This is a genomic window from uncultured Helicobacter sp. (assembly GCF_947367035.1).
Classification (GTDB): Bacteria; Campylobacterota; Campylobacteria; order Campylobacterales; family Helicobacteraceae; genus Helicobacter_D.
In genome coordinates, this window is record NZ_CANBCA010000010.1 from 1 (window position 1) to 23,688 (window position 23,688).

Genomic DNA, 23,688 nt, shown 5'->3' on the forward strand with positions numbered 1-23,688 from the left:
TGGAATGTAGAAAGGGAGGAGGATTTGGGCGAGTTTGTCAGCCCTTTTGTGTTGTTAGACTCTAAAAGTGCATTAGGCGGTGGCAGTGGGCAAAAGATTGATTTTGATGTCTTAGATAAACTGAAAGCAAGAGTGCAAACCTTGTGTGTAGCAGGTGGTGTAGGTATAGAGAATATAGAATCTTTAAGAAAACTAGGAGTAAAAATGCTAGATATTAATTCTAGCATAGAATCTAAGCCGGGCAAAAAAGACCCTGTCAAACTTCAAGCTTTCATTGCACATTTGAAGCGATTATAAGGATTAAGATTGCAATTAAAAGATCTTTTATAGGCAAAATTGCAAGTTATTCTTATGGTAAAACTTTTGTAAGCGTGATGAAAGGGGGTGTGAAGTGGAATCGCTAGACATCACTAGCAAGGGAATTGTAGGCAACGAAATTGCAGACAAAATTTATCACGTCAGAGAAAGCAAAGCAGTGTTTGCGTATAGAGTGGAAATTTATGCACAGTGGGAAAAAGTGATTAGGCTAAATTCCTTATGAAGGAATGAGAGAGAATGTTTTATAGGAGGTAAAGGAAAGTGATTTAATTGGCGATTGGCTCATCCTTTGATGAGGAGGTGATATTAGAGATTTCTATGCCTCGTGTGCAATGCATTAAGATTCCGAGTTTGTATCTAAGCCCACAGGACAAAAACACGTTGGCAAAATTTTGTTGTAAAATAAGTTTTTTGAGTGAAGATTTTTGTTTGATTTCCATTAGATTCCTTCATAAAAAATACCGAATAGAAGCGAAATTTTGGATTTTTGTTGTAGTGAGTTCTTGAATTTGCTGTTGGCTAATTATCCCGCCAAGTGCAAAAATCTCTGCTTTGAAATTTGCAGGTTCAAGGCTGTTTAAAAATTCAATGCCTAATGGAGTGCCTTTATTGGGGGTTTGAAAAATTGGGCTGATTGTGATTCCGTTTGCTCCTTGTTTATCGGCTTCTTGGATTTCTTGAAGTGAGTGTGCGCTGAAAAATACGAAAGGTAGCTTCTTTTCTCGTGCAACTTTGATTTGTTGCATTTGTGAGCCATTGCAATGCACCCCCTCAAAGCCAAATTCAAGGGCTAAATTGATATTAGAGTTAAGCAAACTAACGATTTTATGTTTTTGATTAATGCTTAAAAAAACTTCAATGAGCGCAGGGTTGAAGTTTGAATCTTTATCACGATAGGCGGCAAAATGTGGTTTGTGTCTCTCCACGATTCTAGTATAGAAATCGTGGAATTCTAAAGGAGTTTTGGGATAAAGTGTAGGCTCAGTAATGAGGTAAAACTTAATGGGCTTCCTCGCTTACCAAAACTGCACCTGCTAAGAATACATAAGTCAAAATCATAAAGATGAAAGCTTGTAAAAATGCCATAAAGGTTAGCAATAAATATGCTGGGAGTGGAGCGACCCAGGGAGCAAGCATTAACATTACAAGTAAAAACATATCATCTCCCTTGATATTTCCAAAGAGACGAAAAGAGAGTGAAACTAATCTTGAGCAGTGAGAAATAATTTCAATAGGGAACATCAGCGGGGCTAATGGCTTAATAGGACCAGCAAAGTGCGCAAAATATTTTACGATTCCAAAGGTGCGAATTCCCTCAAAGTTATAAAATACAAATACAACAAGCGCAAGGGTAAGTGTGAAGCTAAGGCTAGAGGAGGGCGCTTCAAATCCCGGAATGATTCCAATAAGATTTGCCAAGCACACAAAAAGTGCAATCGTCGCAGTAAGTGGTAAATAATGACGCGCTTTTTCTTCGCCAATGACATCTTTTGCCATAAAAATAACCCCACCCAAAAACGCTTCAAAGATATTTTGCATTGTGCCGGGTACAACTTGTAGTTTTGAAGTGGCGAGTTTAGCCAAAATAATCGCAATAATTGCGACTAAAATTGTATGAGATGCGATAATAAAATCGTGGTCGTGGCTGATAAGCCCAAAAAATGTGAATAATCTTCCATCCATTTTGAAACTCCTTTGTAAAGTTAATAATTATGCCAAAAATAAATTTAATAGAAAATTAACCTTTTTTTAGAACCATCGTTTTGAGCAAAATATCGTGCAATGCCTTTTTGTCTTTGCGCCACAAAGGCATAAAGATTCCTACAATGCTAACACCAGAGAACAAAAAGGCAAAGAATCGTAAAAGAGCAAAGAGAAGTGTTACATTTTTGCCATTTTCTCGCACAATCCATAAACTATAAGCTTTTTTACCAGGCGTTTGTCCTTTAAAGGTTAAAAGCAAAGAGGTAAGGATACCATAGATTAAAACCCCAGCAAATGGAGCCCAAGCTGATTCGCGAAATCCTTGCGCACTTCCAATAACAATATAAGTAAGAAAGTATAAAAGGGGTAGATAAATCATAAAAGTATCAATGACTTGCGCTTTACCTCTCTCTAAGAAACTTGCAATTTGTAAAGAATCTGATGGGCTTTGTGTTAATTCTTGAATGAGTTTATTAGGTAGTGTTTGCGGTAGATTAGAATTAGAATCTTGGTTATTTTTAATCTGCGTAAGAGATTTTGGATTTTGTTTTACTTTTCTCCAACGCATAGATATTCCAAATTTTAATTTCCACGACTTCCGGGTTTAACTGCTATACTTCCTTGTTGGCATAAGGGGCAATTTTGTGCCTCAAAAGTTTCAAAAATAAAGTCTTCTAATGCAAAAAGTGGTAAATTTGGATTTAGTTTGCATTCTTTGGCATTAAACTGATTGGGACTTTGATAACGATTGCAAATGCCACGATTTGCTAAAGCAGCATATCCTACAACTTTTGCACCAAGTTTTTCTACAACTTTTGCAGATTCCATAGCCGAACCACCCGTTGTGATGATATCCTCACAGATGAGAATTTTTTCTTCCTTTTTGACTTCAAACCCTCGTCTTAAGCTCATCGTGCCATTAACGCGTTCAGTAAAGATAAACCGCACTCCAAGCGCACGCGCTAATTCATAACCTGCTAAGATTCCACCAAGGGCCGGTGAGCAAACACAATCTACTTTTATGGCGGAATCTTGAATGATTTTTGCAAGAGATTGAGCTAAATCCTGAGCAATTTTTGGATTTTCTAACACTTTTGCAGATTGTAGGTAGAAAGGCGAATGCCTCCCGCTACTAAGTAAAAAATGCCCTTCTAAAAGCGCATTAGCGTTTTTGTAGATTTGCGTGATATTCATAGCATTCCTTAAAAGTATTTTTAAAATTAGATTTTAAGTAATTCTTCTTCTTTATGTTTGACAAGTTCATCAATCTTTTTCACAGCGTCATCTGTGAATTTTTGAATCTCGTCTTGTCCCTTTTTGGATTCATCTTCGCTAATGGCTTTATCTTTTTCTAATTTCCTAATCTTATCGTTAGAGTCTTTACGGATATTTCGAATTGCTACTTTTGCTTTTTCGCCAATATTTTTAGCTTCTTTTACGATTTCTTTGCGTTGTTCGCTTGTCATTGGAGGAAAGAATAGTTTGATTGTCTCGCCATCGTTATTGGGATTGACACCGATATTTGCTTCTTGAATGGCACGTTCAATGTCTTTGAGTAAGTTTTTCTCCCAAGGTGTAATGACAATGGTGCTTGCATCTTGTGCGATAACAGAACCCACTTGATTAAGCGGAGTAGGGGTATCATAATAGTCAATGCGGATAGGGTCTAAAATCGCAATAGAGACTTTACCACTACGCAAAGTGCCAAATTCTTTTTTCATAGATTCAATGCTTTTATTCATCACTTCTTTTGTATGTGCATAGATTTCTTGCAAATTCATACGATTCCTTTAGTTAGATTCTGGCTTAGTAGGCACAACAGGCGCTTGAGGGGCTAGAGGCTCACTAGAGGGTAAAGAATCTTGTTGTGTGGCAGTTGGAATATTGGTTCCATCTATAACAGATTTTTTAGAGTCTTGGACATAAAGATAACTTAAAGCAATCGTATTGATTACAAACAATAATCCAAGCCCAAAAGTGAGTTTTGCTAAAAATCCTGCGGGTCCTTTAGCGCCAAATAAGCTTTCATTGCTCCCACTATATGCGCCAAGACCGATACTTGAACTTTTTTGCAACAAAACAATTGTAGTGATTAAGATTGCTAATATAAATTGCAATATCAATAAAATTCCACTCATAGTTTTCCTTAAAGTTTTTAAAAAATTCCGCGCATTTTAGCGCAAATTATCTAATAGCTTGCTAAAGCTTAGCAAATCGTTTTATTTGTAATTAGCTCTCGCATAGACAAATAGCTATTAAGTGCGCCAAGATAAGCTCTAGCGGTTGCCTGCATAGTATCTAAATGTAATCCGTGTCCAATGACTGCAGGTTTGTTTGGGTCAAATTCCACCTTGACTACGACTTTAGCCAATGCGTCTTTACCCTCACTGACAGCTTCTACTTTATAGTCTTTTAAGATTCCGTGATGTCCGCTAATGCGGTCAATTGTTTTAAGGATCGCATCTACACTTCCATTGCCAATCGCCGCATCTATTTTTGTTTTTCCGTCTTTTTGGATAGAGATTGCTGCGTGAGGCACACCACTAGAACAGCTACTAATTTGCATTCTTAAAAGTTCAAAAACTTGAGGAATCTTAGTTGCTTCCTCTGTCATAATAGAGCGAATATCCTCCTCATAAACTTCCTTTTTATGGTCGCATAGGATTTTGAATCTCTCAAATGCCTTATCTAACGCTGCTTGTGAAATTTCTCCAAACCCCATACTTGTCAGCTTGTCTTTAAAGGCTGCACGTCCGCTATGCTTACCAAGAACTAAGCCATTATTTTCTGGAATCCCGATATCTGAAGAGCGCATAATCTCATAGGTCTCTCGGTTTTTTAACATACCATCTTGATGGATTCCACTTTCGTGTGCAAAGGCATTTTTCCCCACGATAGCCTTATTGGGTTGCGGACAGATTCCTGTAATATCAGAGACTAATTTACTGCAAGCATAGATTTCTTTGGTATTAATACGTGTGTCCAAATTAGCGAATTTATCCTTTCTAGTTTTTACAATCATCACAACTTCTTCTAATGCAGTATTTCCAGCGCGCTCCCCTAAGCCATTAATGGTGCATTCAAGTTGTCTTGCTCCATTTTGGATTCCAGCAATAGAGTTTGCTACTGCAAGCCCTAAATCGTTATGGCAATGCACGGAAAGAATTGCACGCTCACCTACACAAGATTTAAGCTCTTTGATGAGATTGCCTAACTCTTGAGGTAAGCAGTATCCAACGGTATCGGGTAAATTAAGAGTTTTTGCTCCCGCTTCAATCACTGCATTTGCAACTTCTTTTAAGAATCCTATATCACTTCGACTAGAGTCTTCACAGCTAAATTCTACATCTTCACATAAACTGCTAGCCAAACTCACGGCTTCTACTGCGCGTTTGATGACTTCATCAGGTTGCATTTTGAGCTTAAATTCCATATGAATCGGACTTGTAGCGATAAATGTATGGATCCGCTTTAACCTTGCTTTTTCTAATGCTTTCGCTGCGCTTTCTATGTCTTTTGGCGTAGCACGTGCTAGGGAGCAAATCGTGCTATTAGAGACGACTTCAGAGATTCTACTAATTGCCTCAAAATCACCCGGACTTGCTGCGGCAAATCCTGCTTCAATAATATCTACACCTAAACGTTCCAATGCTAAAGCGAGCTTGATTTTTTCTTCTGTGTTCATAGAAGCACCCGGGCTTTGCTCTCCATCTCTTAAGGTAGTGTCAAAAATTTTAATCATTTCCATTTTTAATCCTTGTTTGAAATATTGTATAGTCGAGGTTAAAAATTCTCTACCAGTGGCAAGAGCATAGAGAGGGTTAAAAGATTGTTTAGTGCAAGGCTATAATGGGCATAGAATCGCATTCTCATTTTTGCTCCTGTCCAAAACGTTTGATATAAAGATAATAAATTGCGCGTGTGGGTCCAAAACAAACATAAAAACTAATAAAAGTTACAATCGTAAAAATTGGGTAAATAAATAAAATCGCCAAGATAATCATTAAAAGCACAATAATTCTACCAAAGCTAATTTTTTCAAAATTCATTTTTTTAAAACTTGGATAGCGCACATTACTTACCATTAAAAATGCCACAATCAAACTTGCAATCATTAAAAGAAGTAAGATTTCTTCTGAATATTGTGGATATTGTTTGCAAAATTTCATTTCAAAAAGCAACCAACTAACTACAAAAACTGCAGCAGCAGGAATTGGAAGACCAATAAAAACATTAGGTTCGTTGTTGTTTGTTGTTACATTAAAGCGGGCTAGACGAATTGCTCCAAAAACAACATATAATCCCGCAGCGACTATGCCAAATTTACCATAATGGAATCCGCTGTAAAAAAACAAAATCATTGCAGGGGCTACGCCAAAAGCAACCACATCAGCTAACGAGTCAAATTCTACGCCAAATTTACTTGTTGTGCCTGTTAATCGTGCCACTCGCCCATCTAATCCGTCTAAAATAAGGCAGATTAACACGAGCCAACAAGCCAACTCAAAGCGTCCTACAAAAGCATAAGAGACAGCCAAGACCCCAATATAAATGCTCGCACCTGTAAAAAGATTAGGCAAAATATATAATGGATCAATTCTCATTTGCTTTTCCCCATTTTAATATTTTTTTCTTTATAGTAATCATTGGTCGGTTCTCATTTTGCTTTAGCAAGCAATGTTTTGCCACCTATGATTTTATCATTGATATTTACTCTAAGTTCGGAATCTAATGGAATCTTTAGAATCGCATTGCCGTTGAGAAAAAATCCAATACGCTCACCAAGTTTGAAGTTGGAATCCCAAAGATATAAAGAGATTTGAGAAAAGTATTTGGGGTAAAGGGTTAAGTAAAGAGTGGCTTTAGAATCTAAAATTATAGATTCGTCTGCATCACTTTGACGACTAAAAGCGATTTTAATTCTCTCTCCAGTGATTTTATCACCATTTTTTAAGCCTTTAATATGTTCAATTTTCAATGCTTCCCCACATTTGCCAAGATTTGCCAAAGGCATTCTAAGTGTCCCGCAAAAGCAGATAGGCTTGTGAATTTGTAAGTAAATACCATCAGATTGATTTTCTATATTTTTAATGATTCCATCTAGAGGGGCTAGAATAGAATCGTTGGCATTATCTTCCATAATGCGCTCTGTGTTTCTATAAAAATAGATTAAGCACAAAAATACTATCAAACAAAAGAATCCAAAGATTTTCCATTGAAGCAACCAAGCAAATAATACCAAGAGTAATGCGATACCAATAGGTTTCCAACCTTCTTTTGCGATGATTTCTGTGGTTGTTTTCATAGATATTCCTTATGCTTCTTCTTTTTCTTCTGCGATGATTCTACTTTTTAAATTGTGTGCTTTTTCATATTCACTAATGATTTCGCGCACTTTTTGTCCATCAATATTTTCCTTATCAAATAGTTCCTTGACGATATTTTCAATGGCGTCTTTGTATGTTTCTAGTGATTCTTTCACAGCTTGGAAACGTTCATTTAATAAAGATTTAATGTATGCGTCCATTTTTTGTGCCATTTCTTCACTATATTCCCTGCTACTTCCTAAGCCGCCATTTAAGAATACATTGCGTTGTTTTTCAAGCACCATAAGACCAGCTACATCAGTCATTCCATAGTAGCTTACCATCGCCTTGATAATATCAGTAGCACGTTCTAAGTCGTTACTAGCACCTGTTGAGATTTCTCCTAAGAAAACATCTTCTGCTGCTCTACCGCCAAGTAATACATCTACTTCTGCTAACAATTCGTGCTTTTGCATAAGATATTTATTCTCTTCTGGAGTGTTTAATGTATAGCCTAGTGCAGCAAGTCCGCGTGGGATGATAGAAACTTTTGTTACTTTTTTCGCCCCTTTAGTGATTTCTGCAATTAATGCGTGTCCGCTTTCGTGATAAGCTACAATTTTTTTCTCTTTAGGAGAGATTCTACGCGATTTTTTCTCTAATCCTGCAATGCCACGTTCTACAGCTTCTAAAAAGTCGCTTTGTTCCACTTCCTTTTTATTTCCTCTACCCGCAAGTAATGCAGCTTCATTGATGATATTTGCTAAATCTGCTCCTGCAAGTCCGGCGGTTAGCTTTGCAACTTCAAATAAATCTACATTTTTTGCTAATTTGATATTTTTAATATGCACTTTTAGAATCTCAACACGACCTTCAAAATCGGGTTTATCTACCAATACCTGTCTATCAAATCTACCCGGACGCAAGAGTGCCGGGTCAAGCACTTCAGGGCGGTTAGTCGCTGCTAGAACAATCACAGGTGAAGAATCAGAATTAAATCCGTCCATTTCTGCTAAGAGCTGGTTTAGTGTCTGTTCTCGTTCATCATTCCCGCTTATCATACCTCCTGCTGCACGGCTTTTTCCAATGGCATCAATTTCATCTATAAAAATAATGCTTGGTGCTTCTTTCTTGGCATTTTCAAATAAATCTCGGACACGACTTGCTCCAACACCTACAAACATTTCAATGAAGCTACTTCCACTCACGGAAAAAAACGGCACACTTGCTTCACCTGCTACAGCTTTGGCTAGTAGAGTTTTACCTGTTCCTGGAGGACCTACAAGCAATACACCTTTAGGGATCTTAGCTCCAAGTGCAGCATAACGTTCGGGATTTTTTAGGAAATCCACAATCTCTACAACCTCATCTTTTGCTTCTGCATTACCTGCCATATCTTCAAATTTTACATTTGGTTTTTCGGCATTCACAAGTTTTTTAGAACTCCCTATTCCTAAGATTCCACTACCCATATTTTTTTGCATTCTACTTGCTAAAAACATCCAAATTGCAAAGAAAATAAATACAGGCAAGACCCAACCAAAGAGCATATCGCTTAGCCAATTACTTTCATTATATCCTGTATATTCTACACCTTTCTCATCAAGCAAGGGGATTAATGTGTTATCTGGATTGACTCTTTGGGCATTATAGGCGATTTTGTTGCCACCATTTTGTGCAGTTGCCTTGATATTTGTTTGCCCAATAGCTACAAAATCTACTTCTTTGTTTTCAATCAGTTTTTTAAGCTCATAATAATTAATGGTTTTAGTTGTAGTCACTCCACTTAATTTGCTTACTTCCCCACTTGGCGATAATACACGAAATGCAATAATTGCAATAATTGCAAAAATCACAAACATCAAGAGAGGGTTTTGATTGAAAAAATTATTTGATTTTTTATCTTGAGGGTTTGAATTATTATTTGGTTTTTGCATACTTATCCTTTATTTTGTAAAACTAAAGTTACCCATTCCTGATTAATTTCTTGGGAAACTATTTTAAACTTTTTAAATTTATCAAGAACTTTTGATACATATTTATCTAAAATTCCTGATAAAATTAAATATCCCTCTTGTTTCACATAGGATTCTAAAGGCAATGCCACGATAACATCTGCTAAAATATTTGCTATGATAACATCAAATTTACCTTTTTCGTTAGGAATGGTATGAAGAGAGCCTAAAAAAACTTTGTCCAAAACGATATTATTTTTTATCATATTATCTTTTGTTGCATTAATCGCAATTTCATCTGTATCACACGCCCAAACGATTGCACCATTTTTTTTAGCACAAATGCTCAAGATTCCACTTCCGCAGCCAATATCTAAAAAAAGCTTACCTTTGAATGTATTGGCAGAATCTTTTGACAAAGAGGTGGTTTCTGATGAAGCATTTTTTTGTGTATTGGGATTTACTGCCTTAGTTTGAAGTTTTATTGTCTGGAAAGCTTCCTCTAGGATTCCTAATGCTTTTAAGCAACCAAAAGTGCTTTCGTGGTGGCCGCTTCCAAAGGCAAGAGCAGGGTCAATAAGGACATTGATTCTATGGTCTTTTTCTTTAAACCACGAAGGGTAAATATAATATTTACCACATTCTATAGGCTGAATAGAATTGCGGTAGTTAGTGACCCAATCTTGATTTTTAAGAGTTTTTTCTGAAAATTCTAAATTAATGGACTCTGCCATTATAATTTCTAATTCTTTTGCATAAGCAACTAATTGAGATTTAATGGGTTCTATGGCTTTTTCTGTGCGGATTATAAATCCTGCCTTGATTTCTTCAATTGCCTCGCCCGTAATTTCTAAAGCTTTGTTTTGTAGTAGCCATAAAAAATTATCTGCTTTAACGCTTAGATAATTGTAATAGGATTTCATAATTAATCATTTACACCTAAAACAACTTCTAATTTTTCTTTTAAAACTTGTGGAGTAAAAGGCTTAACAATATAGTTATTCACTCCCGCCTTTAGTGCAGTGATAACTTCTGCTTTACCACCTTCTGTGGTAACCATAATGATTGGAATGTCCTTGAAACGTTCATCAGCACGTACCTTTTTGACTAAATCTAATCCATTCATTTCAGGCATATTCCAGTCTGTGATAAGCACTTTCACATCAGGATTGGAATCCATTTTCTCCCAGCCTTCCACGCCATTTTCGCCTTCTAAAATATCTTCATAGCCGAGTCTTGCTAGAGTATTTTTAATAATTCTACGCATAGTAGAACTATCATCTACAACGACCATTTTCAAAGCTAACTCCTTAAAATAAAAACTTCTTAAAAAATTGAAAAGTAATAATAACTTGTTATTCTACTATAAATTTACATAAAATAGGCATAAAGTTTTAAATAAATGTAAAAAATCAAGTTGTAAAATTACTTAAAATTTTCAAAGGCTTTTTGTAAATCAATCTTGCCCTCATAAAATGCTTTTCCTACTATGACACCATCAATTTTTGCCTTTTTTAACTCCTCAATATCTGCTATGCAGGACAATCCACCACTTGCAATCGTAAAGATTCCGCTTGCTTGTTGAATCTTTTTTGTAAATGCAATATTCGTTCCACTTAGCATACCATCACGCGCAATATCTGTGCAAATAATTGCTTCAACCTTACTTTCCTTAAACAATTCTGCAAACTCCCACGCTAAAGTGCTTCCATTTTCTGCCCAACCTTCAGTGGCAACTTTGCCATTTTTTGCATCAATTCCAATCACAATAGGATATTTTTCTGCCATATTAAGTGCAAAGGTTGGATTTTTTAACGCAATAGAACCTAAAATAATTCGCCCAACACCCAAATCCAAATAAACTTTAATTGTTTCTTCTTCACGGATTCCACCACCTACTTCAATTTTTAGTTTAGAATCCTTGCAGATTTTTTCAATCACTGCACGATTTTTCGGTTTCCCAGCAAATGCACCATCTAAATCCACGATATGTAGAAATTCTGCACCTAGCTCTTCAAAATGTTTGGCAAGTTCAGTTGGTTGAGTGGCATAAACTTTTGCACTTTCCATTAAGCCTTGTTTGAGGCGCACTGCACAACCTTCTTTTAAATCAATCGCTGGAATAATTTGCATACAACTCCTTAGCAGTTAATAAAGTTTTGTAGAATCTTAAGCCCTGTATTGTGTGATTTTTCAGGGTGAGGTTGGATTCCAAAAATATTCTCTTTTTGGACGATAGAAGCAAATTCTGCTCCATATTGACTAACTCCAATTGCATTTTGCAAATTTTTTACACAATAGCTATGCACAAAATACAAATAAAAAGGCGATTCTAGTCCTTGTAAGAGCGAAGATTGCTTGTTTTGCTGCACGATATTCCAGCCCATATGCGGGATTTTTTGATTTTCTTCTAAATCTTTTGGAACAAATTTAACCACTTCGCCCTCTATCAATCCTAATCCTAAATATTCGCCAAATTCATAGCTTTTTTGAAATAGAAGCTGCATACCTAAGCAGATTCCAAGCACAGGCTTGCCACTTTTAGCAAACTCTAGCACCGCTTCTTTCATACCAGAGTTTTCTAAATGCCTCATCGCATCGCCAAATGCTCCCACACCCGGCAAAATAAGGCGACTATACGATTTAAGATTCTGTGAATCTTGTGTGATAATGGCTTTTTCTCCGAGTTTTTGAATCGCATTTTGCACACTTGCTAAATTGCCAATTCCATAATTCACAATGCCAATCACGATTAATCTCTTTTTAGGTTTGCAGTGAATTTAACATACAGAGCTAAACCAATCAACAGACAAGTAACTGCACCAATTAAATAAACAGCATAAAGTAACTTTTCTGGTGCAGTAATAGCGAATTTAAAAACAAGCATCAAAGATTCAATGGCAAGAGCAATGACAATAGAACCCAAGAATCGTGTCATTGTTTTATGCACAACCTTAGAATCTTGCGATTTTTGACGCCCTAAAACTTCTTCTTCAAAGATTGCGCGCACAAGGTCAAAGATTGCCAAACTTAAAGTAATAAGAATCGTTGCTTCAAAGACACCTTTAATATCTAAAATCTCTAAGCTTCCAAAGCGATAAACTGCGTCCCATAAGCTAATACTCCCTTTTACGAGTAATAAGGAGCAGACAGAAAATAATGACAAAGACATTAAGAAATAGATACATTTGCCAATTCCAAAAGACAAGCTAAACAAAGGAGTGGGGCGCACAAGTTCTAAGCTACGTTCTAAGCGCACGTCCATACATACAACATAGGCAAGTTCTCCTCTGTCATTATAAAGTGGATAAGAAACGGTGATGACAAGATTTCCACTTGCCAAAGAGGGATAAGGATCTGTTAAAATACACTTTTTCTCTTTAATTGCACGATAAAAGTAAGCACGTTCATTGTGATTTTCACCTTTTTTGCATTCTATGTTGGAATCCCTAGAAATTCCATCTATGACTAAAGTTCCGCTAGAATCTAGCACATAAATTAATTCAAAGATTCCAACTTCTTTTTCTATTTTTTTAATTCCATCTACAATTTTGTTGAGTTCAATATGTGGTAAGTGGTTTTTAATATTTCGTTGCATTAAAAAACACAAATATGCACGAATCTCATAGCGCATTTCACTAAAGCGCATAATATCTTTAGATAACATTTGATTCCTTAAAAATTTAAGATTCTATTTGGGAGCTAATTGTATCAAAAAATACAGAATAATAACTCCTCTCTTTTGGTAATTTCTCCCTCCATAAGTCCAAAAGATTTTCATAATCCTCTAAGGTTAAATTTCCTTTTAACAATTCATAGTTTAAGTATAAACCATAGGTGTTTAACACATCACTTTGACAATATTCATCAATTTTTTCTTGCTCCCCTGCATAATACATTTGTAATACTTGTTCGCCACTTGTGTCATATTTGCCCGGAAACCCAACTAAATTAGCCAAAACATCAAGTTTCAGATTTCGCGCACTGCCGTAATTCCCTAAAGATTCTAACAAATCTGTATGGAATCGCTCACAATAGCGTTGGCGATAATTTTCCCATTTGTTTTTATTAAATTGCACATTGTTTTCTTCAAAATACGCCGCGGCATTTAGTTTGTATTTCATTGCACGAAGGAGTAACATAGGCAAATCAAATCCTCGTCCATTGAAACTAACGAGCTTGGGTTGTTTTTTATTAAGAAATCTTAAAAAGTCTTGGATTAGGGATTTTTCGCGTTCTTCTTTAGAGTCGCCAGTGCTTTTAAAGTTTCCCACTTTAATAAATTTTCCAAAATTATCGCAAAATACCGCTGCAATACTGATAACTTGATGATAGCAAACGGGCAAAAACTCCGTACCACTTAGGCTTTTATGGATTGTCATTGCAAGTTGGCTTAATTCTAAGTCGCTTAAATCCTCTATGGATTCTGTTTGCTCTTGCAATTGTTGTTTGAAGCCTTTTTTGATTAAATCTGTATCTAAAATCGTTTCACAATCAAATACCATTATCATAATGAACCCCTTTAAATTTTTTAATATTTTAAAGTAATTTTCGTTAGAATCCAAGCTGATATGTAAATTTAAAGGGCAACTATGTTACTTGGAGTAAATATTGACCATATTGCAACACTACGAGAAGCACGCAAGATAAACGATCCTGACCCATTAGATGCAGTCTTTATTGCTAAACGTGCTGGAGCAGACCAGATTACTATGCATTTGCGCGAAGACCGCCGACATATGCACGATTTGGATATAAAGCGAATCTGTGAAAGCTCTTTTTTGCCTATTAATGTAGAATGTTCCATTAATCCTGAAATTATAGATTATTTGCTAGAAATAGCACCTCATCGCATTACGCTTGTGCCTGAAAATCGTGCAGAAGTTACCACAGAGGGTGGATTAGATGTTGTGGGTCATTTTGAGAGAATCGTAGAAGTGGTGCAATCTTTTAAAAAAAGAGGTATAGAGGTTTCGCTGTTTATTGATACGCAACTTGACCAAATCTGTGCTTCTAAAGAAGTTGGCGCACAAATGATAGAGCTTCATACAGGTTCTTATGCAAATTTAAATTTAATGCTAAATACCAATTTGCCTTATATGCACAATACAATAGAATCTCTTAACTTACCACGAGAGGAATTAAAAGTTGCCCTCAAAGATTCCATAGAAAGTTTGCGAAATGGTGCTAAGGAAGCAAAATTGTTAGGACTAGAAGTTGCAGCAGGACACGGGCTAAACTATACTAATCTTGAACCCATTTTGGCGATTTCTGAAATCATTGAGTTAAACATTGGGCAGAGCATTATTGCACGAGCAATTTTTAGCGGACTAGAAGAGGCAATTAAAGAAATGGTACGATTAATCAAAATTTCATAACTTTGCAAAAGCACTCCATATTAAGTTTATTTTTATTGCAAGGACAAATATTTCTTAAACTTGAATACAAAATTTACAAAATACAAGTAAAGTTTTTGTGTTAGTTAAAATTACTTGACTTTAGCTAGGAAGTTGATACGCAAGATACATTAGATTTGTGGAATATCAATAGAATCGGAATTTATCTTTTCATCATTTTTAGGTGGTATAAATTGCGTTTGTGTATTTTGTGCTGTTTGTTCATAAACAATTTCAAGGGTTGGGTTAGAATCTGTCAAATCCACAAAACGTGTGCAATGCTTATGAAAAATTAGCTTCACGGTGCCAGTTGGTCCATTGCGTTGTTTGCCTATAATAATTTCTGCTTCTTCTTCATTGCGTGGAATATAAGTGCTTTTGTATTCCTTATTTTCCTTTTTTGCTGCTTCTTCTTTCTCTTTCTCATCTTTTTGTTTATAAACTGCCTCACGATAAACAAACAAAATAATATCCGCATCTTGTTCAATAGAGCCAGATTCACGCAAATCTGATAACATTGGACGGCGATCGCTTCTAGATTCTAAACTACGATTCAGCTGAGAAAGCGCAATGATTGGAATCTCTAATTCGCGTGCAATCATTTTTAATCCACGACTGATTTCACTAACTTCTTGGTGCCTATCCTTATTGTTTGCACTACTCATAAGTTGCAAATAGTCAATCACAGCAAGTCCAATTTCTGGGTGTTTGGATTTGATTTTTCTAAGCTTAGTCCGCAGTTGATGAATGGTAAGTAAGCCATTATCATCAATAAACAACGGAGCCTTGCTCATTATTTCTGCTGCACTTGTTAAATTGCTCCATTCTTCATCTTGTAAATTCCCTACGCGTAGATTTTGTAAAGCAATGGAGGTTTTAGCCGATAGCATTCTTAACATTAATTGTTCTGCGGGCATTTCAAGACTAAAAAACGCCACACCTCTTCCTGTATCCAATGCTTTTTGTGCCATATTTAGCACAAGAGTTGTTTTACCCATTGCAGGACGTGCCGCAACAATGACTAAATCCCCTTTACCAAATCCTGTTGTCATTTTATTTAAGCCCACGAATCCTGTATCTACACCAATTAACACGCTATTGCCGCGTCTTTTCATCTCTTCTACATAGCTTAAAGTTGATTCAATGATTTTTTTAGAATCCCGAAACTCACGCATTTCATTGATATTGGTAATTTTATAAAGCTCACTTTGCAAATAGTCTATTATCTCTTTTGCGCTTGTTTCGCTCTCATTTGCACTTTGATTAATTTTCATAGCAAAAGAATGTAATTTGCGTTTGGTGGAAGCCTCTAAGATTTCATTGATATAAGATTTTAAATCACTGATAGGATTTGTAGCAAGGATATTCAAAATTTCCTCTTGCACAATAGGACGCGCTTTAGTGGAGAGTTTAAGAATAAACTCTTCATCAATTGGGCGGTCTGTGTAGCGAAGTTCTAGCATTGCAGAAAAAATGTTTTGATGAGGTGTGTAAGAAAAATCCTGTGCAACTAAGGATTCTGCAATAGAATCCAACTGCTCTGGGTCAAACAAAATAGAGTTTAAAACTGCACGTTCAATTTGTAATTGTATTTCCATTTGATCCCTTTAAGACTTATTGTCTTTGAGGTTTAAAAATAAATGTGCTAAGGTAGTGAGTGCAAAAACTGGTGCAAAAAAGCCTAAAATCGGAATCAAACTTAAACCATACAAAGGTAAAGTTACACTACGGATTTTCCCTTTTTGTTCCAATTTTACCTGTTTGAGCTGATTTTTTTCAAAGATTCCCTCACCTACATCCGCGACTAATGTTTTAGAAAAGAGCCAAAAGTTAGGCAACAAAATCACGAATGAACCAATAAATGGCACAAAATACAAAGGCAATAAAAACACCAAAAATAAAAGATATAAAAGATAAATGCCTAGCAAAGATAACAAGGAACTGATAAGATTGGTATTACCCTCAAGTGTGCAATTTGGATAATGCTTATTGCGCACAAAATTGACTACAAAAGGTGCTAAAAAAGAACAAATAATAAGCGTAAGTAAGAGCGAAAACACCAAAAAACAAAAAGCTAAAAAAACAAAAATGGTTGCTTTAATAATATAATCTAAACTACTCTGAATCCACATAAGCCAAGTGATAGAAAGATTTAAATCCCAGTGCAAGTGATGATAAAGCATTGCATACCAATCACTGCCAAAGGCATAGAGAATCACACTCCAAAAAATAAAGGCAAAAAATAAAGGCAAAAAGGTAAGACTTAATAAATAAGGCGTAAAAAAGTCTTTTTTCGCAAGAATAAAATAATGCTTTGTTTGCGTGAATTGTTCTTGTATGTTAGAGGGCATAGCTATCCTTTAGGATTCCTACCAAGTAAGAACTTCTCTCTTAATTTTATTAAGTGTATCAATTGCTTCTTTTAATCGCGAAACTTCATTATCAATTTGTTGCAGATTCCACGCACCAAGCTCATCAGGCATATCTTGTGAGCCACGTTTAATCATAATATAATCCACAAAAGAAATCTTTGCTAGTCCTAAAAGTAGCTGAATCTCTGCTTGTGCTTCCTCAATCTCACGCAAAATCCCTTCAATGCGTTCAAACATTTTAAATCCTTATTTGCCAAGTTTTAAGCCAAAATTTTAGCATTTTTGATAATTTTTTACAAAGGGATAAAATCCTCTAACATTTCTTCTTGCATAATAGATGAAATCTCTAGTGTAAAATCCTGTAAAATCGGCTTTTCTATAATCAGAAGTGGAGAAGTAGAAAGTCCCTTTGAAAAAAGTTTGTAGCGCAAAAGCAACTGCATCTCTTCGCTAAGCCCAATATGCAAGAGAGTAGTAAAATCTGCAACCTGTAAAAGTTCTTTAAAATCTTCAAATAGAAGCAACAGAATTCCTTCTTTATTTGCATATCCGATTCCTTGATGCCAAAACTCTATCTTTGCTTTCACAGGTTTAGAAAGGAGAGAATAGCTGCAAATAAAACTAGGAATTGCTTGATTTTCTTGCTTTAATAAGCCTCGTGTCAGGTGATAGCGCAAGACTTTACGCTTAATGATTTGATAGGGTTGGTTCATCACTTCTAGTTGTGTGCGTGTTCGGAAGTTGTGGAATCGCAAGGCTGGGAGATTCCTAGTTTCCTTTGGTGTGCTTAAAGAGGAGAGAAGTTCTAATGCGTTTTTGTTGGATTTCTTGCGTTGGGCTTTAAGAGCAAAAAGGCAGCCGCAGTAGTTTTGGCGATAGAGTTGAGCCCTCTTTGCTAATGTATTTTGCACTTTTACACCTCCATTGCTTCGGACATTAAGAGGTAAAAAGTCAAGATTCCAACCTATAGCGATTTTTTCGCCTTGTGCAAAAAGCTCCGATTGAGATTTCATCGGACTTGCAAGTAAAGTAGTTGTAAATTCTACACAATGCGTCTTTTGCGCAACTTGAGCAGTTTTAGCCAAGCGAAAATCAAAGCAAAAGCTACATCGCTCACCCTTTTCAGGCTCATTTTCTAATCCTTTCGCATTTTCTAGCCATTCCTTATCCTCATATTCTCCAATGATGAGTGGAATCTCAAGCATTGCACAACTGCGTTTGACATCTTCTAAACGTAAGGCGTATTCCTCATAAGGGTGAATGTTTGGATTATAAAAGAATCCGCAAAAATGCTTATAAGGGTAAAGTTTTTGGAGGCTTGTTAGGAAGTGATGACTATCTACACTGCAACAAATATGCACTAGGGTTGTGTTTTGGTTGCTGAAATCATAAGGGACAGATGACATTTTCTCTCTTTTTTGGGTTAAATGAAACGAATTTTAGCATAACCTAACACAAGTTAATCAGAAATATGCTAAAATTCACGCGACCCTTTCATCTAGTGGCCAAGGATAATGCCCTTTCACGGCATACACGGAAGTTCAAATCTTCCAAGGGTCGCCAACTTTAAATCACCTTAGAATAGTTCTTTTTTATAATCCAAACTTAACATATTCTTAAATGTAAAATTTCCCTTAACTTTTCTTTAAAAAATCCGATATTATAATGAGTAATATTTAATTTTAGGAGGGGCAAATGCTCAAGAAATTGTTAGTTGGCTTGGTATTTTCTAGTGCGTTTAGTGCATTACTTTTTGCACAAACACAACCCAAAGTGCAGATAGACGAAACACTAAGCGGAAAAGAAGCTAAAGAAATATTGCAAAACTTCCCAAAAGAAGTAAAATCTGCAATAAAGATTCCACAAAACAAACAAACAAAGGTGGCTAAGAGCGCAAGAGGTGGGACTTATCCCTATAATAACGATGTCGTGCCACCTTTTAACTCCTCTACCGATTCGCTTGTAGCACTTAAAAATAGTGCGGGTAATGTCGTTTTGTATGTAACTTATACCACAGATAAACCATTCGCGGAAGTTGGAAATATTCTTACCATAGATTCTAGCAGACTTGATAGCCCAAAAGACTATGCGGTGCAAAAGTGGAATCCCGACAAGCAAGAGCTTTATAGCGAATATGTAAATGTAAGGACTTATTATAATGGTGGGAGGAATCCGACAGATAAATATCCTGAATGGGGTATGCCTTATTCTAATAGCTTTGGAATGTGGATAAAACTTGGCGGATATTTCTCTGAAGCCATTTCGTTATTTAGCAGAAACGAAATATACAAGCAAAGCGACCCAGCTTGGGAAAATCAGTATTTTAATTTTGAACTATTGCCCTCTGGTTTGCTTTCTGTTACTACAAAGTATTCTGATTATTCTACGGAACGCATTACCACAAAAAAGCCGATTCCTCTTAACAAGTGGGTATATATTCAAGCAATAGAAAAAGTGTTAGATTATCAAATTGGTTGGAAAGCAGAGGATGGAAGTGATGAAGAATTAGTCCAGAAAACTTTTGGGAATCAGACAATTAAATTTTCAAATGATGCTTCTTATCAAAGATATTTTAGCGTAACTGATTTAATGCGATATTTAGAAAATGACGAAACAAGATTCTATATTAATGCTAAAGAGCTTTTTTATAATCCCATTGTAGGAATGTTTGAGCTTATGAATAATTATAATGCGAAAGAGAAGCTAATCTATTCCACAGGTGGGCAGGTAACTTATGGTATCAATACTCTAATCCAAGAATCTTACATAATCTTAAGTGGTGGCACTTCATCTATTTTAACTCTACAAGATATAGATATTTATTATGACCCACAAACATTTGGATATACTTTTGATTGATTGGCGAGTTAATAGACAAGGAGCGGGAAAATGAATATCAACAATCCAACACATATTAACTCCAAATTGGTTTCAAATAATTTAGGCACAATAGAGACTAATGGCAACTTCAAGCTAACAGAGGAAGCAATCAAGGAATCCCAAGAACAAGCAAGAATAGCAGCAGAACAAGAGCGAATAAGACAAGCACGAGAAAGTGCTAGAGCTAGGGTATTAAACGCTTTAGGCTCAAACTCTATTCAATCCTTTGGGCTTAGAGATTCGCACTCAAGCTTAAATGGAGACAAGCTAAATTACTTCACTCCTAGCTTCTACTCTCACTCTATCTCTTATGATGAGTTTGGCAGAACCATTTTTGATAATGCTTACCGCTGGCACGAAAAAGCAAATGGCGGTGGAGATATGCTTAATGCCGCTGGAAAGTCTCAATACTTAAATACGCCTGTGGGAGAAATGCAGGTTTTCTTAGATTTAGATGATGATAATGATCAATATGGAGTTGGAAGCATAGAGTATATGGGGCAGCTCATTAACTTAGATGATAATCAAGATGGATTCTTAGATTCTAGTGATGAGTTTTTTAGTAAGCTAAAGCTAAAGGGCTACAACTCTAAGGGTGAGGAAGTTATCTTAAAATTTAGCAATGTTTATAACTCTCTTGATTTAACGAAGTTTGTAAATACACAAAGAGATGTAGAGGAGAATATCAAGAAATATGGCTACAATGAAGGAAATTTAGAAAGTGGCACAAGTCTCTTTCGCCCAGAGGAAAGCTATAAAAAGCTAAATGACACACAAAAAGACCAAATTAGAAAAATGTTTGCAGAAAATGCCGATGAAAGCGGTTGGATAGATTTAACAAAAACCCATAAAGACGAATACCGCCTAGAGAAGCTAACCTTTGAGAAACTCTTAAAATCCCTAGATTTCGCATATTCTAAGACTGATTTAAACGGTGGGTTAAAGCTAGAGCGACTTAGATTTAGCGGATATGACGGCAGAGAAGATTGGAAATATGGGAAGCAAGAGAGCTATTTAGCAGGCTTACAGAATCGCTTTAACAAAATGTATAACGATTATTACAATAATGAAAAAGCCGATAAACTAGCAATCCGCAGAGAATTTCAGGCAATCACAGGAATGAAATTTAGCGAAGCAAATTTTAGAGAGTTTTACAATGGGTTAAATAGCTCATCTACTGCTATGAAATATGCAAATGCGCTAAGAGATGTGGATTCTGTCGTTGGAATGAAGCTAGAGGATAATGGAATGCTTATATTGAAGTTTGATTCAGGCAGAATGATGAAACTAAGCCTTGATGAGCTATATACTAGCAATGGAGATTTTAACGACTTAACAGAGAGGAGTGGGAGGGCAAATGCGTTTAGCGAGGCTATGAGATTTGATGAAGAGGATTTAAACAAGCTAGACTTTAACAAAATAGGCGCAGATATAAATATGAATGGTTCTATTACCTCTCTAGCAGAACTTGGAGTGGAACTTATCCGCAAATTAAGCTTCCAAAATGGTCGCTCCGCTTTTATCCTAACGACAGGAGATGGTAAGGAACTCGTGGTAAATGCGCTTCATAAAATGCAAAATGTGGAGAATATGATAAGATTCTCGGAACTAGAGGAGAAAGACAAGCTAAGAGGAAGCAAGTTTGAAATGGAAATGTAGGGTTATTGCCACGATTCCTTACGGAATCTCGTAATGACAAAATGGAATCTTTGTAAGTGAGATTCCGCATTATAGATTGCTGCAATTCCTCGTGGAATCTTGCAGGGACAGAGAAAAAGCAAATGCAAAACAAGCAATCAAAAGAATACGCTTTTCAAGCGGAATCTCTAAATAAAAAATAACAAAAAGCAAGGGAATGATGACAATACCATTCTATTTTGAAAGCCACTTCGTTTTTTAGCATTGCCACAACACCGCACAACGCATATTTTGTATTATTAAAAAATGATATTTTGGTTTCATTGCAACTTCTTATGTTTCTTAGGATACTAAATCTTACCATTTCTTGAATGATTTTCCCTTGTTTTCGCCAAAATTTTAGCTACAATTCCATCTTATGAATGCAAAAATAAAAGAATTTATCAAAAATAATCATTTGTTAAGTTTAAGTGTTCTTGAAGAAAACTCTCTCGCATTTGAAGTTTATAGCGCAAGTTGTTATTATGCTTTTGATGAAGTAAATTTCAATTTGCTTTTTAAGAGTGCGCAAGATTCTAAGCATATTAAACTTTGTGCTTTAAATCCAAGAGTTGGCGTAATTATTGCAAAAGATTCTAAAAATCTTGCCCATATTCAAGGTTTGCAAATCAAAGCGTTTTTTAAACCTGTTACAAAAGAGCAAAGAAGTATTTATTATGCACTCTATCCCTTTGCCAAGCTTGGAAGTGGAGAGATTTATGCACTAGAGATTCTATGGGCAAAATATACAGATAATAGGCTGTTGTTAAAAGAAAAATTAACATATATTAAGGAATAAAATGAAAAAAGTTTTATTGTTAATGAGTGGAGGTATAGATTCTAGCTATTGTGCTTATCTGTTACAAAAGCAAGGATATTCTGTGTATGGAGTATATTTGAAACTACACGACAAAGAAGAAAAACATCAATATTATGAAGCAAATATTGCGCAATGTGCGAAAAAACTAAGAATCTCTTATGAAGTAATAGACGAGCGTGAACTTTTTAAAAAGGCAGTTTATGATTATTTTGTAGAATCGTATGCCAAAGGACACACTCCTAATCCCTGCGCTTTGTGTAATCCATTGGTGAAATTTGGAATTGCGTTTAAGTTGGCAGATAAATTAGGCTGTGATTATGTCGCCACAGGGCATTATGCGCAGGTTAAAAATGGCTATATTGCGCAGGGTATAGATAAGGTAAAAGACCAAAGCTATTTTTTGTTTGGGCTAAAAAGGGAGTGGATTCCACACATTCTTTTTCCATTGGGAGATAAAATTAAAGCAGAAATGAAACCTCTAGCACTTAAAGAACTCCCTTGGCTTGGAGATTTAGAGAATTATAAGGATTCGCAAGAAATTTGTTTTGTGGAAAATACCTACATAGATATTTTACAAAAACATTATAATGTAGAATCTCCTGGAATCGTGCTAGATACGCAGGGCAAAAAGATTGGCTCGCATAAAGGCTATATGCAATACACGATTGGCAAGCGCAAGGGCTTTACGATTAAGGGCGCATTGAATCCACATTATGTGCTAAAGATTAATCCGCAGGAAAATACGATTGTTGTAGGCAAAAAGGAAGAATTGGCGACTTATCAAGTGCGGGCAATCAATTTTTCTGTGCCTAAGGAAATATTTGAGGATAAACAAATCTTAGAATGTGAGGTAAAGATTCGCTATAAAAGCCATAAAACAAAGGCAAGGGTGCAACTAACGCATTCACAAGGCAAAAAACAAGAAATCTTGCTTGCGAATCTTCAAGAGCCAGCCTTTGGCGTAGCAAGTGGGCAGGCTTTGGTGCTTTATGAGGACGACAAAGTATTGGGAGGCGGATTTATTGTTTAAGTTTGCCTTGTAATCCGTAAAGGACGCAATGGCAGTAAAGGCATTAACTTCCGAGCCGACAACTTCTCGATTGGAAAAAACAGCGGTTTTGTATCCCGCAAGGGAAAAGAGATTGATAAGGTCTAAAGATTGATTCTATTGTTTATCTTGGGTATTGGAAAAATTCAGCAAATGTTGTAAGGCGAGTTTGGTTTGCACAAATACAAGATTATGTCGCTAAATAACACTAA

General features: G+C 35.9%; 29 protein-coding genes, 1 tRNA gene and 1 pseudogene. 8 read left to right on the forward strand and 23 right to left on the reverse strand.

What is annotated here, in order from left to right:
- Together Q0Y61_RS04600 and Q0Y61_RS04605 are read left to right on the forward strand one after the other, a co-directional pair.
- A pseudogene (locus tag Q0Y61_RS04600) lies at positions 1–297 on the forward strand (bifunctional indole-3-glycerol phosphate synthase/phosphoribosylanthranilate isomerase); the annotation flags it as partial.
- 94 nt (positions 298–391) lie between these two features.
- Entirely contained in the window at positions 392–541 is a 150-nt protein-coding gene (locus tag Q0Y61_RS04605; RefSeq protein ID WP_297812095.1) for a hypothetical protein, read from the forward strand.
- 43 nt (positions 542–584) lie between these two features.
- Here the strand turns inward: Q0Y61_RS04605 and Q0Y61_RS04610 are convergent, their stop codons facing one another.
- The 17 genes from Q0Y61_RS04610 to Q0Y61_RS04690 form a co-directional block, all read right to left on the reverse strand.
- A complete protein-coding gene (locus Q0Y61_RS04610) occupies positions 585–758 on the reverse strand; it encodes a hypothetical protein (protein WP_297812098.1) in 174 nt (57 codons plus the stop codon).
- Positions 759–767: 9 nt separating this feature from the next.
- Positions 768–1,322 carry a thiamine phosphate synthase gene (locus Q0Y61_RS04615; RefSeq protein ID WP_297812287.1) on the reverse strand — a complete coding sequence of 185 codons (555 nt, stop codon included), beginning with the start codon at positions 1,320–1,322 and terminating at the stop codon, positions 768–770.
- Positions 1,318–2,001, reverse strand: a complete 684-nt coding sequence (locus tag Q0Y61_RS04620; RefSeq protein WP_297812101.1) for a F0F1 ATP synthase subunit A — start codon at positions 1,999–2,001, stop codon at positions 1,318–1,320. The genes Q0Y61_RS04615 and Q0Y61_RS04620 overlap by 5 nt, the downstream gene beginning before the upstream one ends.
- Before the next feature lie 55 nt (positions 2,002–2,056).
- Positions 2,057–2,590, reverse strand: coding sequence for an RDD family protein (locus tag Q0Y61_RS04625; protein ID WP_297812104.1), 534 nt, complete (start codon positions 2,588–2,590; stop codon positions 2,057–2,059).
- Between the two features lie 14 nt (positions 2,591–2,604).
- Complete coding sequence (pyrE, locus tag Q0Y61_RS04630) at positions 2,605–3,216, reverse strand: orotate phosphoribosyltransferase (protein WP_297812107.1); 612 nt, start codon at positions 3,214–3,216, stop codon at positions 2,605–2,607.
- 26 nt (positions 3,217–3,242) lie between these two features.
- A complete protein-coding gene (frr, locus tag Q0Y61_RS04635) occupies positions 3,243–3,803 on the reverse strand; it encodes a ribosome recycling factor (RefSeq protein ID WP_297812110.1) in 561 nt (186 codons plus the stop codon).
- A 9-nt stretch (positions 3,804–3,812) separates the two neighbouring features.
- The gene (gene secG / locus Q0Y61_RS04640) at positions 3,813–4,160 is read right to left on the reverse strand and encodes a preprotein translocase subunit SecG (RefSeq protein WP_297812113.1); all 348 of its coding nucleotides are present in this window, start codon (positions 4,158–4,160) and stop codon (positions 3,813–3,815) included.
- A 68-nt stretch (positions 4,161–4,228) separates the two neighbouring features.
- Positions 4,229–5,770, reverse strand: a complete 1,542-nt coding sequence (locus Q0Y61_RS04645) for a 2-isopropylmalate synthase (protein WP_297812116.1) — start codon at positions 5,768–5,770, stop codon at positions 4,229–4,231.
- A 121-nt stretch (positions 5,771–5,891) separates the two neighbouring features.
- The gene (pssA, locus tag Q0Y61_RS04650; RefSeq protein ID WP_297812119.1) at positions 5,892–6,626 is read right to left on the reverse strand and encodes a CDP-diacylglycerol--serine O-phosphatidyltransferase; all 735 of its coding nucleotides are present in this window, start codon (positions 6,624–6,626) and stop codon (positions 5,892–5,894) included.
- 53 nt (positions 6,627–6,679) lie between these two features.
- Entirely contained in the window at positions 6,680–7,327 is a 648-nt protein-coding gene (locus Q0Y61_RS04655) for a hypothetical protein (protein ID WP_297812123.1), read from the reverse strand.
- A gap of 9 nt (positions 7,328–7,336) precedes the next feature.
- A complete protein-coding gene (gene ftsH, locus Q0Y61_RS04660) occupies positions 7,337–9,265 on the reverse strand; it encodes an ATP-dependent zinc metalloprotease FtsH (protein WP_297812125.1) in 1,929 nt (642 codons plus the stop codon).
- A 2-nt stretch (positions 9,266–9,267) separates the two neighbouring features.
- Positions 9,268–10,206 (reverse strand): 50S ribosomal protein L11 methyltransferase, encoded by a 939-nt coding sequence (locus Q0Y61_RS04665; protein ID WP_297812128.1) that lies wholly within the window; start codon positions 10,204–10,206, stop codon positions 9,268–9,270.
- Between the two features lie 2 nt (positions 10,207–10,208).
- Positions 10,209–10,583, reverse strand: coding sequence for a chemotaxis response regulator CheY (locus Q0Y61_RS04670; protein WP_297812131.1), 375 nt, complete (start codon positions 10,581–10,583; stop codon positions 10,209–10,211).
- Positions 10,584–10,708: 125 nt separating this feature from the next.
- Positions 10,709–11,416 (reverse strand): 1-(5-phosphoribosyl)-5-[(5-phosphoribosylamino)methylideneamino]imidazole-4-carboxamide isomerase, encoded by a 708-nt coding sequence (gene hisA / locus Q0Y61_RS04675; RefSeq protein WP_297812133.1) that lies wholly within the window; start codon positions 11,414–11,416, stop codon positions 10,709–10,711.
- A gap of 8 nt (positions 11,417–11,424) precedes the next feature.
- The gene (gene hisH, locus Q0Y61_RS04680) at positions 11,425–12,033 is read right to left on the reverse strand and encodes an imidazole glycerol phosphate synthase subunit HisH (protein WP_297812136.1); all 609 of its coding nucleotides are present in this window, start codon (positions 12,031–12,033) and stop codon (positions 11,425–11,427) included.
- A 2-nt stretch (positions 12,034–12,035) separates the two neighbouring features.
- On the reverse strand, positions 12,036–12,950 hold the full coding sequence (locus Q0Y61_RS04685) for a PDC sensor domain-containing protein (protein ID WP_297812138.1): 915 nt from the start codon (positions 12,948–12,950) through the stop codon (positions 12,036–12,038).
- Between the two features lie 16 nt (positions 12,951–12,966).
- Entirely contained in the window at positions 12,967–13,794 is an 828-nt protein-coding gene (locus tag Q0Y61_RS04690) for a 3'-5' exonuclease (RefSeq protein WP_297812141.1), read from the reverse strand.
- Positions 13,795–13,875: 81 nt separating this feature from the next.
- Here Q0Y61_RS04690 and Q0Y61_RS04695 point away from each other — a divergent pair, with 81 nt between their 5' ends.
- A complete protein-coding gene (locus tag Q0Y61_RS04695) occupies positions 13,876–14,661 on the forward strand; it encodes a pyridoxine 5'-phosphate synthase (protein WP_297812144.1) in 786 nt (261 codons plus the stop codon).
- 149 nt (positions 14,662–14,810) lie between these two features.
- Here Q0Y61_RS04695 and Q0Y61_RS04700 read toward each other — a convergent pair whose 3' ends face one another.
- The 4 genes from Q0Y61_RS04700 to Q0Y61_RS04715 are packed head-to-tail and all read right to left on the reverse strand — an operon-like array spanning position 14,811 to position 18,457.
- Positions 14,811–16,277 (reverse strand): replicative DNA helicase, encoded by a 1,467-nt coding sequence (locus Q0Y61_RS04700; RefSeq protein ID WP_297812146.1) that lies wholly within the window; start codon positions 16,275–16,277, stop codon positions 14,811–14,813.
- A 9-nt stretch (positions 16,278–16,286) separates the two neighbouring features.
- Positions 16,287–17,030, reverse strand: coding sequence for an EI24 domain-containing protein (locus Q0Y61_RS04705; protein ID WP_297812149.1), 744 nt, complete (start codon positions 17,028–17,030; stop codon positions 16,287–16,289).
- Positions 17,031–17,048: 18 nt separating this feature from the next.
- A complete protein-coding gene (locus tag Q0Y61_RS04710; protein ID WP_297812152.1) occupies positions 17,049–17,288 on the reverse strand; it encodes a DUF2443 domain-containing protein in 240 nt (79 codons plus the stop codon).
- 56 nt (positions 17,289–17,344) lie between these two features.
- Complete coding sequence (locus tag Q0Y61_RS04715) at positions 17,345–18,457, reverse strand: epoxyqueuosine reductase QueH (protein WP_297812155.1); 1,113 nt, start codon at positions 18,455–18,457, stop codon at positions 17,345–17,347.
- An 81-nt stretch (positions 18,458–18,538) separates the two neighbouring features.
- On the opposite strand from Q0Y61_RS04715, the gene Q0Y61_RS04720 reads away from it, so the two are divergent.
- The 3 genes from Q0Y61_RS04720 to Q0Y61_RS04730 all read left to right on the forward strand — a co-directional run bounded on the left by Q0Y61_RS04720 (position 18,539) and on the right by Q0Y61_RS04730 (position 21,590).
- Positions 18,539–18,614 (forward strand) — tRNA-Glu (locus Q0Y61_RS04720).
- 132 nt (positions 18,615–18,746) lie between these two features.
- Complete coding sequence (locus tag Q0Y61_RS04725) at positions 18,747–19,910, forward strand: hypothetical protein (RefSeq protein WP_297812158.1); 1,164 nt, start codon at positions 18,747–18,749, stop codon at positions 19,908–19,910.
- Between the two features lie 30 nt (positions 19,911–19,940).
- Positions 19,941–21,590, forward strand: coding sequence for a hypothetical protein (locus Q0Y61_RS04730; RefSeq protein WP_297812161.1), 1,650 nt, complete (start codon positions 19,941–19,943; stop codon positions 21,588–21,590).
- Positions 21,591–21,592: 2 nt separating this feature from the next.
- Here the strand turns inward: Q0Y61_RS04730 and Q0Y61_RS04735 are convergent, their stop codons facing one another.
- Positions 21,593–21,727: a hypothetical protein gene (locus Q0Y61_RS04735; protein WP_297812163.1), complete on the reverse strand. Its 135-nt coding sequence runs from the start codon at positions 21,725–21,727 to the stop codon at positions 21,593–21,595.
- Positions 21,728–21,744: 17 nt separating this feature from the next.
- Positions 21,745–21,933: a hypothetical protein gene (locus tag Q0Y61_RS04740; protein ID WP_297812166.1), complete on the reverse strand. Its 189-nt coding sequence runs from the start codon at positions 21,931–21,933 to the stop codon at positions 21,745–21,747.
- Positions 21,934–21,987: 54 nt separating this feature from the next.
- On the opposite strand from Q0Y61_RS04740, the gene Q0Y61_RS04745 reads away from it, so the two are divergent.
- Both Q0Y61_RS04745 and mnmA read left to right on the forward strand, forming a co-directional pair.
- Positions 21,988–22,407 (forward strand): hypothetical protein, encoded by a 420-nt coding sequence (locus tag Q0Y61_RS04745; RefSeq protein ID WP_297812169.1) that lies wholly within the window; start codon positions 21,988–21,990, stop codon positions 22,405–22,407.
- Position 22,408: 1 nt separating this feature from the next.
- A complete protein-coding gene (gene mnmA, locus Q0Y61_RS04750; RefSeq protein WP_297812172.1) occupies positions 22,409–23,458 on the forward strand; it encodes a tRNA 2-thiouridine(34) synthase MnmA in 1,050 nt (349 codons plus the stop codon).
- Positions 23,459–23,688: the final 230 nt, after the last annotated feature.

Excerpts from the sequence above, each read along its gene's own strand:
- Q0Y61_RS04610 (WP_297812098.1), bottom strand. The coding sequence starts at position 758 with ATGGAAATCAAACAAAAATCTTCACTCAAAAAACTTATTTTACAACAA.
- Q0Y61_RS04620 (WP_297812101.1), bottom strand. The coding sequence starts at position 2,001 with ATGGATGGAAGATTATTCACATTTTTTGGGCTTATCAGCCACGACCAC.
- Q0Y61_RS04625 (WP_297812104.1), bottom strand. The coding sequence starts at position 2,590 with ATGCGTTGGAGAAAAGTAAAACAAAATCCAAAATCTCTTACGCAGATT.
- pyrE (WP_297812107.1), bottom strand. The coding sequence starts at position 3,216 with ATGAATATCACGCAAATCTACAAAAACGCTAATGCGCTTTTAGAAGGG.
- frr (WP_297812110.1), bottom strand. The coding sequence starts at position 3,803 with ATGAATTTGCAAGAAATCTATGCACATACAAAAGAAGTGATGAATAAA.
- secG (WP_297812113.1), bottom strand. The coding sequence starts at position 4,160 with ATGAGTGGAATTTTATTGATATTGCAATTTATATTAGCAATCTTAATC.
- Q0Y61_RS04645 (WP_297812116.1), bottom strand. The coding sequence starts at position 5,770 with ATGGAAATGATTAAAATTTTTGACACTACCTTAAGAGATGGAGAGCAA.
- pssA (WP_297812119.1), bottom strand. The coding sequence starts at position 6,626 with ATGAGAATTGATCCATTATATATTTTGCCTAATCTTTTTACAGGTGCG.
- Q0Y61_RS04655 (WP_297812123.1), bottom strand. The coding sequence starts at position 7,327 with ATGAAAACAACCACAGAAATCATCGCAAAAGAAGGTTGGAAACCTATT.
- ftsH (WP_297812125.1), bottom strand. The coding sequence starts at position 9,265 with ATGCAAAAACCAAATAATAATTCAAACCCTCAAGATAAAAAATCAAAT.
- Q0Y61_RS04665 (WP_297812128.1), bottom strand. The coding sequence starts at position 10,206 with ATGAAATCCTATTACAATTATCTAAGCGTTAAAGCAGATAATTTTTTA.
- hisA (WP_297812133.1), bottom strand. The coding sequence starts at position 11,416 with ATGCAAATTATTCCAGCGATTGATTTAAAAGAAGGTTGTGCAGTGCGC.
- Q0Y61_RS04685 (WP_297812138.1), bottom strand. The coding sequence starts at position 12,950 with ATGTTATCTAAAGATATTATGCGCTTTAGTGAAATGCGCTATGAGATT.
- Q0Y61_RS04690 (WP_297812141.1), bottom strand. The coding sequence starts at position 13,794 with ATGATAATGGTATTTGATTGTGAAACGATTTTAGATACAGATTTAATC.
- Q0Y61_RS04695 (WP_297812144.1), top strand. The coding sequence starts at position 13,876 with ATGTTACTTGGAGTAAATATTGACCATATTGCAACACTACGAGAAGCA.
- Q0Y61_RS04700 (WP_297812146.1), bottom strand. The coding sequence starts at position 16,277 with ATGGAAATACAATTACAAATTGAACGTGCAGTTTTAAACTCTATTTTG.
- Q0Y61_RS04705 (WP_297812149.1), bottom strand. The coding sequence starts at position 17,030 with ATGCCCTCTAACATACAAGAACAATTCACGCAAACAAAGCATTATTTT.
- Q0Y61_RS04710 (WP_297812152.1), bottom strand. The coding sequence starts at position 17,288 with ATGTTTGAACGCATTGAAGGGATTTTGCGTGAGATTGAGGAAGCACAA.
- Q0Y61_RS04715 (WP_297812155.1), bottom strand. The coding sequence starts at position 18,457 with ATGTCATCTGTCCCTTATGATTTCAGCAACCAAAACACAACCCTAGTG.
- Q0Y61_RS04725 (WP_297812158.1), top strand. The coding sequence starts at position 18,747 with ATGCTCAAGAAATTGTTAGTTGGCTTGGTATTTTCTAGTGCGTTTAGT.
- Q0Y61_RS04730 (WP_297812161.1), top strand. The coding sequence starts at position 19,941 with ATGAATATCAACAATCCAACACATATTAACTCCAAATTGGTTTCAAAT.
- Q0Y61_RS04740 (WP_297812166.1), bottom strand. The coding sequence starts at position 21,933 with ATGGTAAGATTTAGTATCCTAAGAAACATAAGAAGTTGCAATGAAACC.
- Q0Y61_RS04745 (WP_297812169.1), top strand. The coding sequence starts at position 21,988 with ATGAATGCAAAAATAAAAGAATTTATCAAAAATAATCATTTGTTAAGT.
- mnmA (WP_297812172.1), top strand. The coding sequence starts at position 22,409 with ATGAAAAAAGTTTTATTGTTAATGAGTGGAGGTATAGATTCTAGCTAT.